This window comes from Nonomuraea sp. NPDC049709, assembly GCF_040674815.1.
In the GTDB taxonomy this organism is placed as follows: domain Bacteria; phylum Actinomycetota; class Actinomycetes; order Streptosporangiales; family Streptosporangiaceae; genus Nonomuraea.
Window position 1 is genome coordinate 47,436 of the sequence record NZ_JBFANM010000038.1, and the last position, 14,761, is coordinate 62,196.

Sequence of the window (14,761 nt, forward strand, 5' to 3'; positions counted from 1 at the left end):
GGGGACGGGGCGGGCGTGCCGTCCGGCACGGGGCCGGCCCGCCCGCCACGATCCGGCTGAATTCGCGGCGCGCCGGTGGACGGGCGGCTACTACGGCTGCTCGTAGGGTCGGTGCCGCTAGGAGGCGTGGCCCTTGGGCGGGTAGACGCGCAGGGCCGCCTCCAGGGCACCGGCCTCCTCGGGCGTGAGCCGTTCGAGGAAGTGCACCAGCGTGGCCGCCCGGTTGCCGCTCCCGGCCAGCGACTCGCGCATCATCTCGGCGGTGTACGCCTCCTTCGACGAGACCGCCTCGTAGATGTAGGCCCGGCCCACCGCCTCGCGCTTGAGCAGGCCCTTCGTGTGGAGCTTGTCCATCACGGTCATCACCGTCGTGTACGCGAGGGTGCGCTCCCGGCACAGGTGCTCCAGGACGTCCCTGACCGAGGCGGGCTGCTTGACGGCCCACAGGTGATCCATGATCGTGGACTCGAGCTCTCCCAGGCCGCGCGCCATCTGACAGGCCTCCCTCCAACCGCGCCGCGCCCAATGCTACCGGCGATCGTAGACGTCCGCCGGGACATGCGGTTGACACCGAAACCAACCAAGCGCATGCTTCGGTACGGCGAGGGGGCCACCAGGCTCTCCCAGAGGTGAGGGGATCGATCGATGGGACCTGCCGTGCCGGCCCCCGAGGGCCTGACCGCCACCGGGCACAGCCGCCGCACCCTGCTCGTCGCGGGCGGGATCCTGGTGACCGGAGCGGCGCTCGGCCAGACGCCGGCGTACGCCGAGGCCGACTACGACGTCGTGGTCGTCGGGGCCGGGGCCGCGGGGATGACCGCCGCGCTCACCGCGGCCAAGCGGGGCCTGCGTACCGTCGTGCTGGAGAAGGCCCCCACCTTCGGCGGCTCCGCGGCCCGGTCGGGGGCGGGCATCTGGATCCCGTGCAACGAGGTGATCCTCGCCGCCGGCGTGCCGGACACGCCCGCCAAGGCCGCCGCCTACCTCGCGCGCGTCGTGGGCGGCACGGTGCCGGTCGAGCGGCAGCAGGCGTTCCTCGCCGCCGGACCGGCCATGATCTCGTTCGTCATGCGCAACAGCCCGCTGCGGTTCCGGTTCATGCAGGGCTACTCCGACTACTATCCCGAGTTCCCCGGCGGGATGCCGGACGGGCGCTCCATCGAGCCGGACCAGCTCGACGGCCGCGTCCTCGGCGCCGAACTCGCCCGCCTCAACCCCCCGTACATCCCCACCCCGGCCGGCATGGTCGTCTTCAGCGCCGACTACAAGTGGCTGACGCTCAGCGCGGTCCACCCGAAGGGGATCGAGGTGTCCGCCGCGTGCCTGCTGCGGGGCACCGAGGCGGCGCTGCGCGGGGAGCAGCCGCTCACCATGGGGCAGGCGCTGGCCGGCGGGCTCCGGGCCGGGCTGCTCGCGGCCGGGGTGCCGGTGTGGCTCAACACGCCCCTGCTCGACCTGCACGTCGAGGCGGGCCGGGTCGCGGGCGTGGTCACGTCCGCCGGCCTGGTCAGGGCGCGGCACGGGGTGATCGTGGGGTCGGGCGGGTTCGAGCACAGCGCGGCGATGCGGGCCGAGTTCCAGCGCCAGCCCATCGGCACGGACTGGACGATCGGCGCCAAGGAGAACACCGGCGCCGGCATCGAGGCCGGCGAGCGGGCCGGCGCCGCGCTGGACCTGATGGACGACGCCTGGTGGGGGCCGGTGATCCCGTTGCCCGACGAGCCGTACTTCTGCCTGGCCGAGCGCACCCTGCCGGGCTGCGTCATGGTCAACGGCAACGGCGTGCGCTTCGCCAACGAGGGGGCGCCGTACAGCGACATCGTGCACACCATGTACGACCGCAACACCCCGTCCGCACCGCACATCCCCGCCTGGCTGATCGTCGACCAGAACTACCGCAACCGCTACCTGTTCAAGGACGTCGCGCCGCTGCTGCCCTTCCCCGACGCCTGGTACGACAGCGGCGCCGTGCACCGCGCGTGGTCCATCGAGCAGCTCGCGGACCGGATCGGGGTGCCGAGGGCGGCCCTGCGCGCCACGATCACCCGCTTCAACGGGTTCGCGCTGGCGGGCCGGGACGCCGACTTCCACCGCGGCGACAGCGCCTACGACCGCTACTACGCCGACCCGTACGTCAAGCCCAACCCCTGCCTGGCACCCCTGTGGCTGCCGCCCTTCTACGCCTTCAAGATCGTTCCCGGCGACCTGGGCACCAAGGGGGGCATGCGCACCGATGCCCGCGCCCGCGTCCTGCGGGCGGACGGCTCGGTGATCCCCGGCCTGTACGCGGCCGGGAACGCCAGTGGCGCCGTCATGGGCCACAGCTACGCCGGCTCCGGCTCCACCCTCGGACCGGCCATGACCTTCGGGTACGTCGCCGCGAACGACCTGGCCGGCGCCCCCGTCGCCTGAAAACCACACGACTTCGGACCTGGCCTCCTAGTAGCGTCGATCGACGAGGTGCGCCGTCCGCCCGTCGGAGGCAGGTCATGAAGTCCACCAGGGTCGTCGTCACCGGAGCCGCGAGCGGGATCCGGCGCGTGCCGGGCTGACGGGCATGGGCGTGGGCGCGGCGCGGACGTTCCTGCTCTGGACGTTCCTGCGGGCCATGTCCCACCGGGGCTACGTGCTCGCCTCCAGCCTCTACTTCGTCGTCGTCGCCCGGCTCTCCGCCGGTGAGCTGATCCTTCTCGGCACGGTCGTGGCCGCCACGATGCTGGTCTCCGACATCCCCGCCGGCGCCTGGTCGGACACCGTCAGCCGCCGGTGGTCGCTGGTCGCCGGGCACGGGCTGCTGGCCGCCGGCATGGTGATGACCGGCTTCGTGACCGCCTTCCCGTGGATCGTGGTGACGCAGGTGCTGTGGGGGCTGGGCTGGGCGCTGTCGGCCGGCGCCGACGTCGCGTGGCTCACCGACGAGCTCACCGGGCCGGATCGCGCCGCCCGACGGCCCGCCGATGATTCCGCCCGGCGGCCCGCCGGCGACCCCGCCGGTGACCCAGCCGGGCCGGACGGCGTCGCGCGGGTGCTGGCCGCCGCGGCTCGCTGGGAGCTGGCCGGTGGGGCGGCGGGGATGGTGGTGTTCGGGGTGCTCGGCTGGGCGGCCGGTCTGTGGGTGGCGATCGTCGTCTCGGGCGCGGGCATCGCGCTGGCCGGCCTGTACGTCGCCGCCCGCTTCACCGAGCGCGGCTTCACCCCCGTGGCCCACCACCGGCGGGCCGCCTCGCTGTCGATCCTCCGGGGCGGTCTCGCCCTCGCCCGCCGGGACCGCGAGATCCGGCTCGTGCTCGCCGCCACGATGATCGTCAACGGCGCCACGATGATCACCTGGATCTTCCCCAGGCAGCTCGTCGCCCTCGGATTCCCGGCCGGCGATCCCACGCTCTGGTACACGGGTCTCGGGATCCTCGCGTCGCTGGCCGGGGTCGTCGCGCTGCGGGCCGTCGAGGGCCGGATCGGCGGCGCCGGCGTCGTACGGCGGGCCTACGTGCTCGCCTGCCTCGCCGGCGTGCTGGGCCTGCTCGTGCTCGCCTGGGCGCCCGTCGCGCTGCTCGGCGGGCTCGGCATGCTGCTCGTGACCGGGATCTGCGATCCCCTCACCCGGGTCGCGAGCGTGGTCTGGGTCAACCGGCGCGCCACGAGCGACGTGCGGGCCACCGTGCAGTCGTTCCTCTCGCAGGCCGAGACCGGCGGCGAGATCGTCGGCGGGCTGGCGCTGGCCGCACTCGCCCAGAGCGCCGGCCCGGTCGCCGCCCTGCTGGCCGCGGGCCTGCTCATCGCCTGCGCCGGCGCCGTGATCGGTGCGCGCGCATCGAGGCGCCCTCCGACGCCGGACGGGCTAAGGTGAGCCTCGAAGGGAGGGGGTCCATGCGCACCAGGCTGCCCGCCGCGCTGCTCCTCCTCCTGTCCTGGTTCCTGCCGGCCGCCGCCCACGCGCAGCCGGTCCAGCAGGTGACCGCCGCGCACGCCGCGACCTGGCGGGCCGAGCAGCAACATTCCGGGGTCCGGCAGGTCCCGCACCCGGTCCCCGCCGTACGCGCCTGGGCCGGCCCGAACACCGTGACCGGCGCGGCCGCCGTGCCGGGGTCCGGGCTGCCCGGCTTCCGGTCCCCGTGGGCCGTCCTCGTCTCCGACCGGGGCGCCGACGCCCCTGAGGCCCGCAGGCCGCCCGCGGCGGCGGCGCGGGCGCCTCCCTCCACAGTGCGCTGAAGATCCCTTTTCCGCACTTCCGAGCCTGTGGAGGCTTCCATGTTCCGTGCGCCGTTCTGGCGCGCGGTGGCGGCGTGCGCCGTCATCGCGATCTCATTAGCGATCACCCTTACCGCCGCCCCGCGCCTGGGCCTCGACCTGCGCGGCGGCACCCAGCTCGTCTTCGAGACGAAAGACTCGCCGACCGTCGAGGCCGACGCCGCCGCCACCGACCGGGCGCTCAACGTGCTGCGCCAGCGGGCGGACGCGCTCGGCGTGGTCGACCCCACCCTGGTCCGCTCCGGCGAGCGGCGGATCATCGTCGAGCTGCCCGGCGTGCTCGACCCGCGGCAGGCGGCCGAGGTCATCGGCCGTACCGCGCAGCTCGCCTTCCGTCCCGTGCTCGGCGCGGCCGAGCCGGGCGACCGGTCGGCGTTCCGCGACGAGAACGGCGGCCTGCTGAAGCTCGGGCCCGCGGCCATCACCGGCGACGGGGTGAGCGATGCCGCCGAGCGGAGCGACCCCCAGCGCGGCCCCGGCTGGTGGGTGAGCATCGACTTCCGCGAGGACGGCGCCTGGCAGCGGCTGACCGGGGAGGCGGCCTGCCAACCCCCCGACGACCCGCGGCGCAGGGTCGCCATCGTGCTCGACAAGGAGATCATCTCCTCGCCGCCGCTCGACCCGTCCGTGCCCTGCCGTACCGGGATCCCGGGCGGCAGCGCCGACATCACCGGCTCGTTCACGCACGAGGAGGCGCGCGACCTGGCCGTGCTGATCAAGGGTGGCGCGCTGCCGGTGCCGCTCCAGCTCGTCGAGCAGCGGACGGTCGGCCCGACGCTCGGCGCGGCGGCCATCGACGCCAGCGCCAGGGCGGCGGTCGCCGGGCTGGTCCTGACCGCCGTCTTCATCGTGGCCGTCTACCGCCTGGCCGGGCTGCTGTCGGCGCTCGCGCTGGCCTGCTACGGCCTGATCTCGTACGCGGCGCTGGTGGCGATGGGCGCGACCTTCACACTGCCGGGGCTGGCCGGGTTCGTGCTGGCCATCGGCATGGCGATCGACGCCAACGTGCTGGTCTTCGAGCGGGCCAGGGAGGAGTACCAGCAGGCGCCCCGCCGCGGGCTGCGGGCGGCGCTCGACCGGGGCTTCCGGAACGCCTGGAGCGCGATCGCCGACTCCAACGTCACCACCCTGATCGCCGCCGGGCTGCTGTTCTGGCTGGCCTCGGGCCCGGTCAAGGGCTTCGGCGTGACCCTGGCCGTCGGCGTGCTCGCCTCGCTCGTCTCGGCCCTGCTCATCACCCGCGTGCTCGTCCAGGCCGTCATCGGCCGGATCGGGCCGCGCGTGTCGGGGCTCGGCTCGGCCGGGACCGTCCGGACGTGGCTGGCGGGCCGGAACCCGCAGCTCATGCGGGCCGGGAAGGTGTGGCTGGGGATCGCGGGCGGGCTGGCGGCGGTGGCCGTGGCCGGGCTGGTCGCCCGCGGCCTGAACTTCGGCGTCGAGTTCACCGGCGGGCGGCTGGTCGAGTTCGCCACCTCCAGGCCGATCTCGGCCGACGCCGCCGGGCAGGCGGTGGCGCGGGCCGGCTTCCCGACGGCGGTGGTGCAGGCGGGCGACGACGGGGTCTCGGTACGCGCCGCGCGGCTCGGCATCGAGGACGTGGCCAGGATCGAGCACGCGCTCGAAGGCCAGGCGGGCGAGGTGACCAAGCGGCGCGAGGAGTTCATCGGCCCGAGCCTGGGCGAGGAACTGCGCCGCAACGCCCTCGTCGCGCTCGGCGTGGCCGTGGCGATGCAGCTGGTGTATCTGGCGGCCAGGTTCCGGTGGACGTTCGGCGTGGCGGCCGTGCTGGCGCTGCTGGTGGACGTGGCCGTGGTGGCGGGGCTGTTCGCGTGGCTGGGCAAGCCGGTCGACGGCGTGTTCCTGGCCGCGATGCTGACCGTCGTCGGCTACTCGGTCAACGACAAGGTGGTGGTGTTCGACCGGGTCAGGGAGCTGTGGACGGCCCGCGTGCCGTTCGCGGCGGCGGTGAACGGGGCGATCCTGCAGACGCTGCCGCGTACCGTCAACACCGGGCTCGGGGCGCTGTTCATCCTGCTCGCGTTGATGGCCTTCGGAGGCGACTCGCTGCGTGACTTCGCGATGGCTCTGGTGGCCGGGATCGTGACGGGCACGCTGTCGTCGGCCTTCGTGGCCGGGCCGGCGGCGATCCTGCTCGGCAGGTTCGACCGCCGCCCGCCGCCCTCTCCCGCGTCCGCGAAGCCGCAGGTGCGGAGGGGTGCGGTGGTGTGAGGACACCGGGCCCGCGCGCCCACCGGGCGCCCGTGTCCTGAGCCGGGATGCGCGCCGGCGTCCCTGGCCGGCGGCGCGCATCCCGGGCCGTGATCGGGGAACAGGTCCGGCATGGAGGTGCTGAGCAGCCGCGTGCTGCTGCGCCCGGGTGACCCCGCGCGCAGCCGCCGCTTCTACGCCGAGACCCTCGGCCTGGCCGTCTATCGCGAGTTCGGCCCGCCCGACCATCCGGGCGTGGTCTTCTTCCTCGGGCAGGGCTTCCTGGAGCTCTCCGGGGCCGCGCGGGACGGGGCCGGGCCGGGGGTCTCGCTCTGGCTGCAGGTACGCGACGTGGCTCGCGAGGAGGAGCGGCTGCGGGCGGCGGGCGTCACCGTGCTGCGCGAGGCCCGTCTGGAGCCGTGGGGGCTGGTCGAGCTGTGGATCGCCGATCCCGACGGCCACCGCATCGTCCTGGTGCAGGTCCCGCCCGATCACCCCTTGCGCCGCGACACCCGCTGACCGCCCCGCCGACGGGGGTCACCAGGTCCACATCCCCACCCGTACCGGGACCCCGGAGGAGGCGTGCACGACGGGAGGGCCCTGCGGGGCGGGCAGGCCGGCGGCCTGGACCAGGTCCTGGTCGAGGCGGGTGAGCTCGGCCCGGCGCAGCGGCCAGGGCGGGTGCTCCACCCGCGCCCGGGCCGTCCGGCCCGCCACGACCGTGAACAGCCGGTAGCGGGCGGTCAGGAACAGCGCCAGCTCGTCCACCTCGCCGGCCGGCAGCAGCGGGCCCGTCGCCACCTCCGCGTCGCACCGGGCCCCGTTCCCATGACGCCGGCACCTGTACCGGACGCGGCCCCCGCCCACCCGCACCGACATGTCGGACCAGAAGTACGGCAGCCAGAAGCCCGCCCGGCCACCCAGCGCCGCGGTCAGGCGCCCGGCGTCCAGCGACAGGAACCAGATCCCGCGGCGGCCCAGATCGTCGCGTACGTACGTCCGCACGTTCGTCTCCGGGAACCTCGACAGCCACGGCACGGCGGGCAGGCCGGGCACCCGCACCCCTTCCATGAGGAACGGCGTCAGCCCCACCCAGGCGGACCCGTCGAAGGTCTCGACCGTGAGCGAGCCCGGCACCAGCGCCTGTACGACGGCCGGCGGACAACGCCAGTGGAGGAAGGTGATCTCCGACCACTGGTGGTACATCACCGGCCGGGCGACGTGAAGAGAGGATGGCGCTCGCACACCCCGGCCCCTGCCCCCGGCGGCGCCCGGCATTCTGCCCGGGCGGGAAGCGGCGTATTGACGAGTTCCGTAAGCTTTCATGACACGAGCGGAGCGCAAGGAGGATCATGCCCCCCAAGATCACCACCGCCCTGGCCGTGGCCGCGTCCATCGCCCTCACCCCCGTCGCCGCCCACCTGACCGCCGCGGGCGCGTCCGCCGCGGCCAAGCCCAATCTGCGCGCCTGCTACGACGGCAGGTGCAAGCTCACCCTCACCAAGAGCGTGTCGTTCCGGGTCAGCCCCCGCTTCGGCATCACCAGGCTGGCCATCGCCTTCACCGCCGGCACCGTGCGCGTGAAGGGCACCGGGCCGGGCGTGATGTCGCAGGCACAGCTCGGCAAGGGCACGTCGGGGTCGGTCAACGGCATCGGCGTGCGCGTGGTCTCGCTGTCCTCGGGGAAGGCGGTGCTGCGCCTGGCGCCCGGGCGGTGATCAGGGCCTCCCGTCCGGGTGCGTGAAGGCGTCCCGCAGGAGGAGCACCGCGATGTCGTCCGTACGCCGCTCGATGGTGGCGGGTTCGACGAGTGACTCCGCCAGGCGGTGCAGCGGCTGTCCGGGCGTCGGGGCGAAGCGGGCGGCCAGGGCGGCGATCGCGTCGCCCAGGTCGAGCCCCGGCTCCTCGATGAGGCCGTCGGTGTAGAGGGCCATCACCGAGCCGGGTGGCAGGGCCAGGTCCGTGGTGGCGTACTCGGCGTCGGGGTCGATGCCGAGCAGCAGGCCGGGGGAGGTGTTGATGACCCGGCCGGGGCCGCCGGGCGGGCCCAGCACCGGCGGCAGGTGCCCCGCGCTGGCCAGGCACGCGGCGTGCCGGCGCAGGTCGAAGCTGACGTACAGGCAGCTCGTGAAGCGGTCGGGGGCCAGCTCGGTGAGCAGCCGGTTGGTGTGCGCCAGCACGTCGCCGGGGGAGGCCCCCGCGGTGGCGTGGGCGCGGATGGCGGTCCGCACCTGCCCCATGAGCGCGGCGGCGGTCACGTCGTGGCCCTGCACGTCGCCGATGACCGCCGCGGCCATGGTGTCGCTGAGGCGGATCAGGTCGTAGAAGTCGCCGCCGATGTCCATGCCGGGCGTGGCTGGCAGGTATGTGGCGGCCACGTCCAGGCCGGGGATCCGGGGAAGGGTGTGCGGCAGCAGGCTGGACTGCAGGCACTGGGCGAGCTGGTGCTTGACGTCGTAGAGGCGGGCGCGCTCGAACGCCTGGGCGATCAGCCCGGCCAGCGCGGTGAGCGTGGCGCGCTCGTCGGTCCTGAACTCGTGCGGGCGGTCGTAGGCGAGGATGCAGGTGCCGATCGGCCGGCCCGAGGTCACCAGCGGCAGGAACGCCCAGGCGCACATGTCGTCGGAGCGGAGGGCGTCCGGGTAGGTGGCGCGCAGCTCGTCCCAGGTCGAGAAGAACGCCGGCTTGCCCGCGTCGAACGCCCGGCCGGCGGGGATCGCCGGGATGGCGGGGCGGCCGTCGAACTCGTCGATGGCCCGCCGGCTGTAACCGCGCGAGGCGGCCACCCGCAGCCGGCCGCCCTTCGAGGTGAGGATGGCCAGCGCCTGCACGTCATAGACGGGCATGACGTGGTCGGCGACCAGGTCGATCACCTCCTGGGCGGTCACCGCCCGCGCGAGGGTGGTGGCCAGTTGCAGGATCTCGTGCACCGCGATGACCTTCGGCCCCTCGGGCGCGTCCGGGGCGGGGGCGCGCGACGCGGTGCCGGGGGAGATGCGCACGGTGATGCCGGTCAGCCCGGGATACATCCAGAAGGTGAGCTGCCGGCCCGGGGGGTTGCGGGCGATGAAGTGGGTGACCTGCCGGCCCAGGACCGCGGCCCGGTAGCGGTCCTCGTACGAGGGGTCGGCCAGCCACGGCAGCACCTCCCACGGGCGCCGGCCGATCAGCTCGGACGGGCTGCTCGCGAGCAGGTCGGCGGCCGGCGCGCTGAGGAGGGTCACGCACCCGTCCACGTCCAGCGCCAGATAGCCCTCGGGCAGGCGGTTGAGGCATTCGAGCGCCACCAGGTCGGCTCTCGGGTCCCCCTCGGGCGTGCGGCGCGGGCCGAGGATGCGGGGCCGGGGCTCGGCGGTGATCGGCCGGCCGCGCTCGGCCGCCCGCCACAGCACGTGGCCGAGCGCGGCGCAGGCGTCGTTGATGATGTCGATCTGGCGGGGGGTGAGCTCCGACACGTGGCCGGACGGCCACAGCAGCAGGACCCCGCCCCAGACGGCGCCCGCGGCGCAGATGGGGGACAGGGCCGCCGCGAAGTGGTACGGCAGGGCCAGCGCCGACCCCGGGAACTCGTTGGCCAGGTGCTCGCGGCCGGAGAGCCAGATCAGCCGCTCCTCGCGGACCGCCGCGGCGATCGGCACCGGATCCTGCTTCCTGACCCTGGCCCACGCCCTGGCGACGGGCGCCGGCATGCCGATCTCCGCGGCCATGTGCAGGACCTCGCTGTGCGCCTCCAGGAGGTACAGGGCGCCTATGTGGGCTCCGGAGCTGCTGACGGCTTCGACCAGCAGCGTGTCGAGGCGGGACGAGTCGCTCGCCGCGCCGGGGATCAGCGTGTCCTCGTCCCGCACCGCCTCAGCACGCTCCGCTCACGCGACGTGAGCGCCATCGGCATCCGAAACCTCCCATACGGGCAGAATACACGTATTAGTGTAGTGAATTGGTTACGTTCCGCTTATTTCCACACCGCCTATGGGGCGGTGGCGGGCTCCTCGGGCTCCGGCTCGGGCAGGCCCAGCGCGCGGCCGAGCATCAGGTGCATGTGCGCGCGGAACCGCCCGAGCTGGCGGAGGTCCTCGACGCCGCGCCGGTGGCCGGTCCCGTTGAGCACCCCGCCCAGCGCGAACCCGTGGATGCACCAGATCAGCGTGTACGTGGTGTGCAGCGGGTCGCCGCCGGCCGGGCGGGCGACCGTGGCGATGCTGTCGGCGGCGAACTGGATGAGCGGCTGCGTGCTCTTGGCCTCCACCTCGGCGATGTCGCTGGCGTCGGACAACCAGCGGTGCATCCACAGGGCGGGCGCCTCCGGATGCGCCACGCACATGTCGAGGTACTCGTCGATGAACCGGTGCAGCGCCTCCGGCCGCCGCTCGGGCGGCGCGTTCAGCAGCTCACCGGCCCGCTCCTCGACGACGCACCCCAGGAGACTGCGAGCCTGCTCCATGACCTCCAGGTAGATCTCGCGCTTGGTGGCGAAGTGCACGTGGACGTCCGCCGGTTCCCTGCCCACCGACTCGGCGATCTGCGCGATGGAGGTGCCGTCGTAGCCGAGAGCGGCGAACAGCCTGGTGGCCGCCCGGACGATCGGCTCCCGGCCGTCTTCTGGAGACTCCATGGTCGTGACCATAGGCGCGAAGGGCCACAGGGCCTATCACCCGACCGACAAAGCCGGGTAAAAACGTGCCCCGGCCGCAGTCGGTGGCGAAAGGTTCGGTATTGTGCCGAAAGTTTCGACTATCGAGTGGAGCCGTCTTCATGGGGGAATCGCCGAGCCTGCCGGCCGGTCACTGGGTCACGACGTGGACGGCGATGCCCCAGCTCACCGAGCCCGACAACATGCCGCCTCCGCCGTACGCCAAGGAGGGGCTGGTCCTGGCCGACACGACGCTGCGGCAGACCGTGCGGGTGTCGGCGGGCGGGCAGTGGGTGCGGCTGCGGCTGTCCAACGCGTTCGGCGGGGCGCCGCTGCCGATCACCCGCGTGGCGGTGGCGCTGCCGGACGGCGGGGCGGCGGGGGTGAGCGCCATCCGGCCGGGCAGCTCCCGGCCCGTGACGTTCTCCGGCCGTACGACCTTCGTCGTCCCGATGGGGGCGCACGCCGTGTCCGACCCGCTGGAGCTCGACCTGGCACCCGGCTCGGTCCTGACGGTGACGGTCCGTCTCGACCGGGGGCAGCCCTCCTCCGAGCTCACCTCGCACCCCGGCTCCAGGACCACCTCCTACCTCGCCACCGGCGACCACGTGGACGCCCCTGACCTGCCCGACGCCACCCCCGTCGACCACTGGTACCTCCTCTCCGGAGTCGAGGTCCGGGCCGGGCGCGACACCGGGACGCTCGTCCTGCTCGGCGACTCCCTGACCGACGGCCGGGGATCCACCACCAACGGCAACGACCGCTGGCCGGACCGGCTCTTCGACCGGCTCCCGGGCGGCGTCGCCATCGCGAACCAGGGGGCGGGCGGCAACCGGGTGCTCGACGACGGGCTCGGCCCGAGCGCCCTGGCCCGGCTGGACCGCGACGTCCTCGCCCAGCCGGCCGCCCGGTGGCTCCTGGTCTTCGAGGGCGTCAACGACCTCGGCACCGCCGAGCCCACCCGGGACGCCCAGGAGCGCACCGCCGCCGACCTCATCGCCGCCCACGAGCAGATCATCGTCCGGGCCCAGGCACGCGACCTCCTGGTGTACGGCGCCACCCTGACCCCCTTCGGCGGCCACGACCCGTACGACGACCCCCACGGCTTCCGCGAGTCGGCCCGGCAGGCGGTCAACGCCTGGATCCGCACGGCGGGGCGGTACGACGCCGTGATCGACTTCGACCGCGCCGTCCGGGACCCGGCCGCGCCGGGACGGCTCTCGGTCGCGTACGACGGGGGCGACCACCTCCACCTGAGCCCCGCCGGCTACTACGCGCTCGCCACAGCCGTGCCCGCGACGCTCTTCACCTGAACCCGCCCTCCGGGCGTCTCGCGCGAGCCCCGCCGCTTCGGGAACGCCGCACACCCGGCGCCCGCGCACGGTGTGCCCGCCCCGGGACGGGCGGAGGCGTGCCCGGGGTCAGATCTGGATGTAGTCGATGTCCAGCAGGTGGGCGAGCGCCTTCAGCTCGGCACCGCGGTGGCCGGTGCCGAGCGCCCAGTGGTGGGACATGCCGGTGGCGCTCCAGTCGTCCGTCCACTCGCCGGGATCCCGCCCGAAGTCGACGCGGCTGGTCGTGTTGCCGATCCGCAGGTGCGGGCCGTCCACCGTCTCGCCCTCCGAGGCCAGGAAGGCGAACTCGCCGCCGCGGCGCTGGATGATGCCGAACGCGGTGACCGGGCCGTGCCGGACGTCGAACTCGACGGAGACGCCCCAGCCCCGCTTGCCGTGGTAGACGCCCAGGCCGCGCAGGAGCGGCTTGCGGGCGCTGATGGCCAGGTGGGCGGGCCCGTCGTGGCCCATCTCGACGTGGCCGCGCAGGAAGTCGAGTGCCTGGAACTCGGTGAAGGAGCCGCCCGCGCCCAGGCGGTCCATGATGAGCATGGCCAGGCTGGTGCGGAGCTCGTACTCGCCGGCGGCGGGGATGCCGCGGGCGGTGAGCAGGGAGGCGCCGAGGATCATGCCGGCGCCGAGCCGCTCGTGCGTCTCGCCGTCCAGGCCGCGGTGGTAGTACGCGAGGCTGTCCAGGTCGAAGTCGGCAACCAGCCGGTCGAGGCCGACGGCGACGCGGCAGGCCCAGTCGAGGTCGGTCTCGTTGACGCTGTCGGCGAAGTCGAAGATCTTCTCGGTCTCGGCGCGCTTGTCGGCGGCCTCGGAGTCGGTGACCCGCTCCACGCGTACCCGAAGGTCGTCGAACTCCAGCACCTCCACGTGCCCGCCGAAGTTGGCCGGCACCAGCGTGAGGTCGGTGGAGACGTCGAGCATGCCCGGGTAGAGGTGACCCATCAGGCCGTGCCGGCCGTGCCGCAACACCGCCCGGGCGGCCGCCGCGCGTACCCAGCCGCCGATCTTCGTCCAGGCGCGCTTGTCCTCCAGATAGCCCGACACCGAGCGGAACGGGATGCCGCAGCGCTGGAAGGCGTTGGCCATCTCCGGCAGCGGGCAGGCGCCGCAGTAGGCCAGCCACTGGCCGGTGTCGAACGTCTCGTGGTCCATCGACTCGGTCGGCTGCAGGTTGATCAGCAGGACGGGCGCGCCGCTGCGCTGCGCGATCGGGACGAGCATGGTGGCGGTCATGTACGTGGTCAGGAAGCCGACGATGAGGTCGCAGTCGGCGGCCCGCAGTCGCTCGGCCGCGGCCGCGCCCTCCTGGGCGTCGGAGATGAAGCCGACGTCCACGATCTCCGCGTCGAGCTCCCGCATGCGCTCGGAGACGCGGGTGGCCGAGCGCTGGAGCTGGGGGAGGAGGTCGGGGAACTGGGGCCAGTAGGCGCCCAGCCCTCCGGCGACGAGCCCGACGCGTACCTTCCTGGTGTTCGCCATGGTGCAGCCCTTCGATGCGCGCATCGCAAAAAACGTTTTAGAACGAACGTCTGTTGGGACGGTAATTGGGGCGCGCTGGATCGTCAAGATCGGCCGGTCTTCGCCTTTATACGTTTTAACGAATCGGGGTGGCTCGCCGGGCCACGGATCCGGGGAAGGCGTCTACGCGTGCGCCGGTGGCACGGACGTGGACTCGCGGACCACGAGCCGGCACGGATGCGCCGCCCCTGCGAGTCTCCCACGCCGCTCAGGGACGGGCGGCCGAGTCGAGCAGCGGTGCCAGCTCGGTGACCACCGTCTCCAGCGGCCCGACGTCCCGGCGTACCCGGGCCCACATGATCGCACCCTCCAGCGCGCTGATCATCAGCGTCGCCAGCGCGCCGGCCCGCCCCGCCGGCACGCCCATCCGCGCCAGCTCGGCCGCCACCGCGTGCCCCCAGCCCTCCAGCGCGGCGCGTACGTGCCCGTTGACCGCCGAGTCGCCGCCCGCCAGGTCGGCGGCCGTGGCCATCACGGGACAGCCGCGCTCGAACCCCCTGGCCGTGAACTCCGCCTTCCACCCCTCCACCATGTGGGCGAAGAGCCCGGCCGGCGTCGGGTCGTCGGTGGTGGCCGGGTAGGAGGCGGCGCGCCGCTCCGCGAACCCGCCCGCCCACTCCAGAGCCTCGCCCACCAGCTGGTCCTTGCCGCCGGGGAAGTAGTGCTGGAACGAGCCGCGCGGCGCGCCGGCGCGCGCGACCACCTCGCGGATGCCGGTCGCCGTCGCCCCCCGCGCCCGCAGCAGCTGGGCCGCGCTGTACACCATGCGCTCTCTCGGACTCCACGTTTCGCTCTGCATGAGACGACACCC

At 73.9% G+C, this 14,761-nt stretch carries 13 protein-coding genes; 7 read left to right on the plus strand and 6 right to left on the minus strand.

Going from position 1 to position 14,761, the window contains the following annotated elements; translation table 11 throughout:
• Positions 1–117 precede the first annotated feature (117 nt).
• A complete protein-coding gene (locus AB0J69_RS33570) occupies positions 118–492 on the minus strand; it encodes a BlaI/MecI/CopY family transcriptional regulator (RefSeq protein WP_364125592.1) in 375 nt (124 codons plus the stop codon).
• A gap of 153 nt (positions 493–645) precedes the next feature.
• Here AB0J69_RS33570 and kstD point away from each other — a divergent pair, with 153 nt between their 5' ends.
• The 5 genes from kstD to AB0J69_RS33595 all read left to right on the plus strand — a co-directional run bounded on the left by kstD (position 646) and on the right by AB0J69_RS33595 (position 6,975).
• Positions 646–2,412, plus strand: a complete 1,767-nt coding sequence (kstD, locus tag AB0J69_RS33575; RefSeq protein ID WP_364125595.1) for a 3-oxosteroid 1-dehydrogenase — start codon at positions 646–648, stop codon at positions 2,410–2,412.
• Between the two features lie 145 nt (positions 2,413–2,557).
• Complete coding sequence (locus AB0J69_RS33580) at positions 2,558–3,847, plus strand: MFS transporter (protein WP_364125598.1); 1,290 nt, start codon at positions 2,558–2,560, stop codon at positions 3,845–3,847.
• A gap of 20 nt (positions 3,848–3,867) precedes the next feature.
• The gene (locus AB0J69_RS33585) at positions 3,868–4,209 is read left to right on the plus strand and encodes a hypothetical protein (protein ID WP_364125601.1); all 342 of its coding nucleotides are present in this window, start codon (positions 3,868–3,870) and stop codon (positions 4,207–4,209) included.
• A gap of 39 nt (positions 4,210–4,248) precedes the next feature.
• Positions 4,249–6,477 (plus strand): protein translocase subunit SecD, encoded by a 2,229-nt coding sequence (gene secD / locus AB0J69_RS33590; protein WP_364125603.1) that lies wholly within the window; start codon positions 4,249–4,251, stop codon positions 6,475–6,477.
• Positions 6,478–6,588: 111 nt separating this feature from the next.
• Entirely contained in the window at positions 6,589–6,975 is a 387-nt protein-coding gene (locus AB0J69_RS33595; protein WP_364125606.1) for a VOC family protein, read from the plus strand.
• Positions 6,976–6,993: 18 nt separating this feature from the next.
• Here AB0J69_RS33595 and AB0J69_RS33600 read toward each other — a convergent pair whose 3' ends face one another.
• Positions 6,994–7,701, minus strand: a complete 708-nt coding sequence (locus tag AB0J69_RS33600) for a DUF2071 domain-containing protein (RefSeq protein WP_364125609.1) — start codon at positions 7,699–7,701, stop codon at positions 6,994–6,996.
• Between the two features lie 107 nt (positions 7,702–7,808).
• Here AB0J69_RS33600 and AB0J69_RS33605 point away from each other — a divergent pair, with 107 nt between their 5' ends.
• A complete protein-coding gene (locus AB0J69_RS33605) occupies positions 7,809–8,174 on the plus strand; it encodes a hypothetical protein (RefSeq protein WP_364125612.1) in 366 nt (121 codons plus the stop codon).
• Here AB0J69_RS33605 and AB0J69_RS33610 read toward each other — a convergent pair whose 3' ends face one another.
• On the minus strand, positions 8,175–10,304 hold the full coding sequence (locus AB0J69_RS33610; RefSeq protein ID WP_364125614.1) for a SpoIIE family protein phosphatase: 2,130 nt from the start codon (positions 10,302–10,304) through the stop codon (positions 8,175–8,177). It lies immediately after the preceding gene.
• A gap of 119 nt (positions 10,305–10,423) precedes the next feature.
• Positions 10,424–11,068, minus strand: coding sequence for a TetR/AcrR family transcriptional regulator (locus AB0J69_RS33615; protein ID WP_364125617.1), 645 nt, complete (start codon positions 11,066–11,068; stop codon positions 10,424–10,426).
• Between the two features lie 140 nt (positions 11,069–11,208).
• Between AB0J69_RS33615 and AB0J69_RS33620 the strand changes: the two genes are divergently transcribed.
• Positions 11,209–12,399, plus strand: a complete 1,191-nt coding sequence (locus tag AB0J69_RS33620) for an SGNH/GDSL hydrolase family protein (protein ID WP_364125620.1) — start codon at positions 11,209–11,211, stop codon at positions 12,397–12,399.
• A gap of 108 nt (positions 12,400–12,507) precedes the next feature.
• On the opposite strand, the gene AB0J69_RS33625 is transcribed toward AB0J69_RS33620, so the two are convergent.
• Both AB0J69_RS33625 and AB0J69_RS33630 read right to left on the minus strand, forming a co-directional pair.
• Positions 12,508–13,935, minus strand: a complete 1,428-nt coding sequence (locus tag AB0J69_RS33625; RefSeq protein ID WP_364125623.1) for an L-fucose/L-arabinose isomerase family protein — start codon at positions 13,933–13,935, stop codon at positions 12,508–12,510.
• Between the two features lie 223 nt (positions 13,936–14,158).
• A complete protein-coding gene (locus AB0J69_RS33630; protein WP_364125626.1) occupies positions 14,159–14,716 on the minus strand; it encodes a TetR/AcrR family transcriptional regulator in 558 nt (185 codons plus the stop codon).
• Positions 14,717–14,761: the final 45 nt, after the last annotated feature.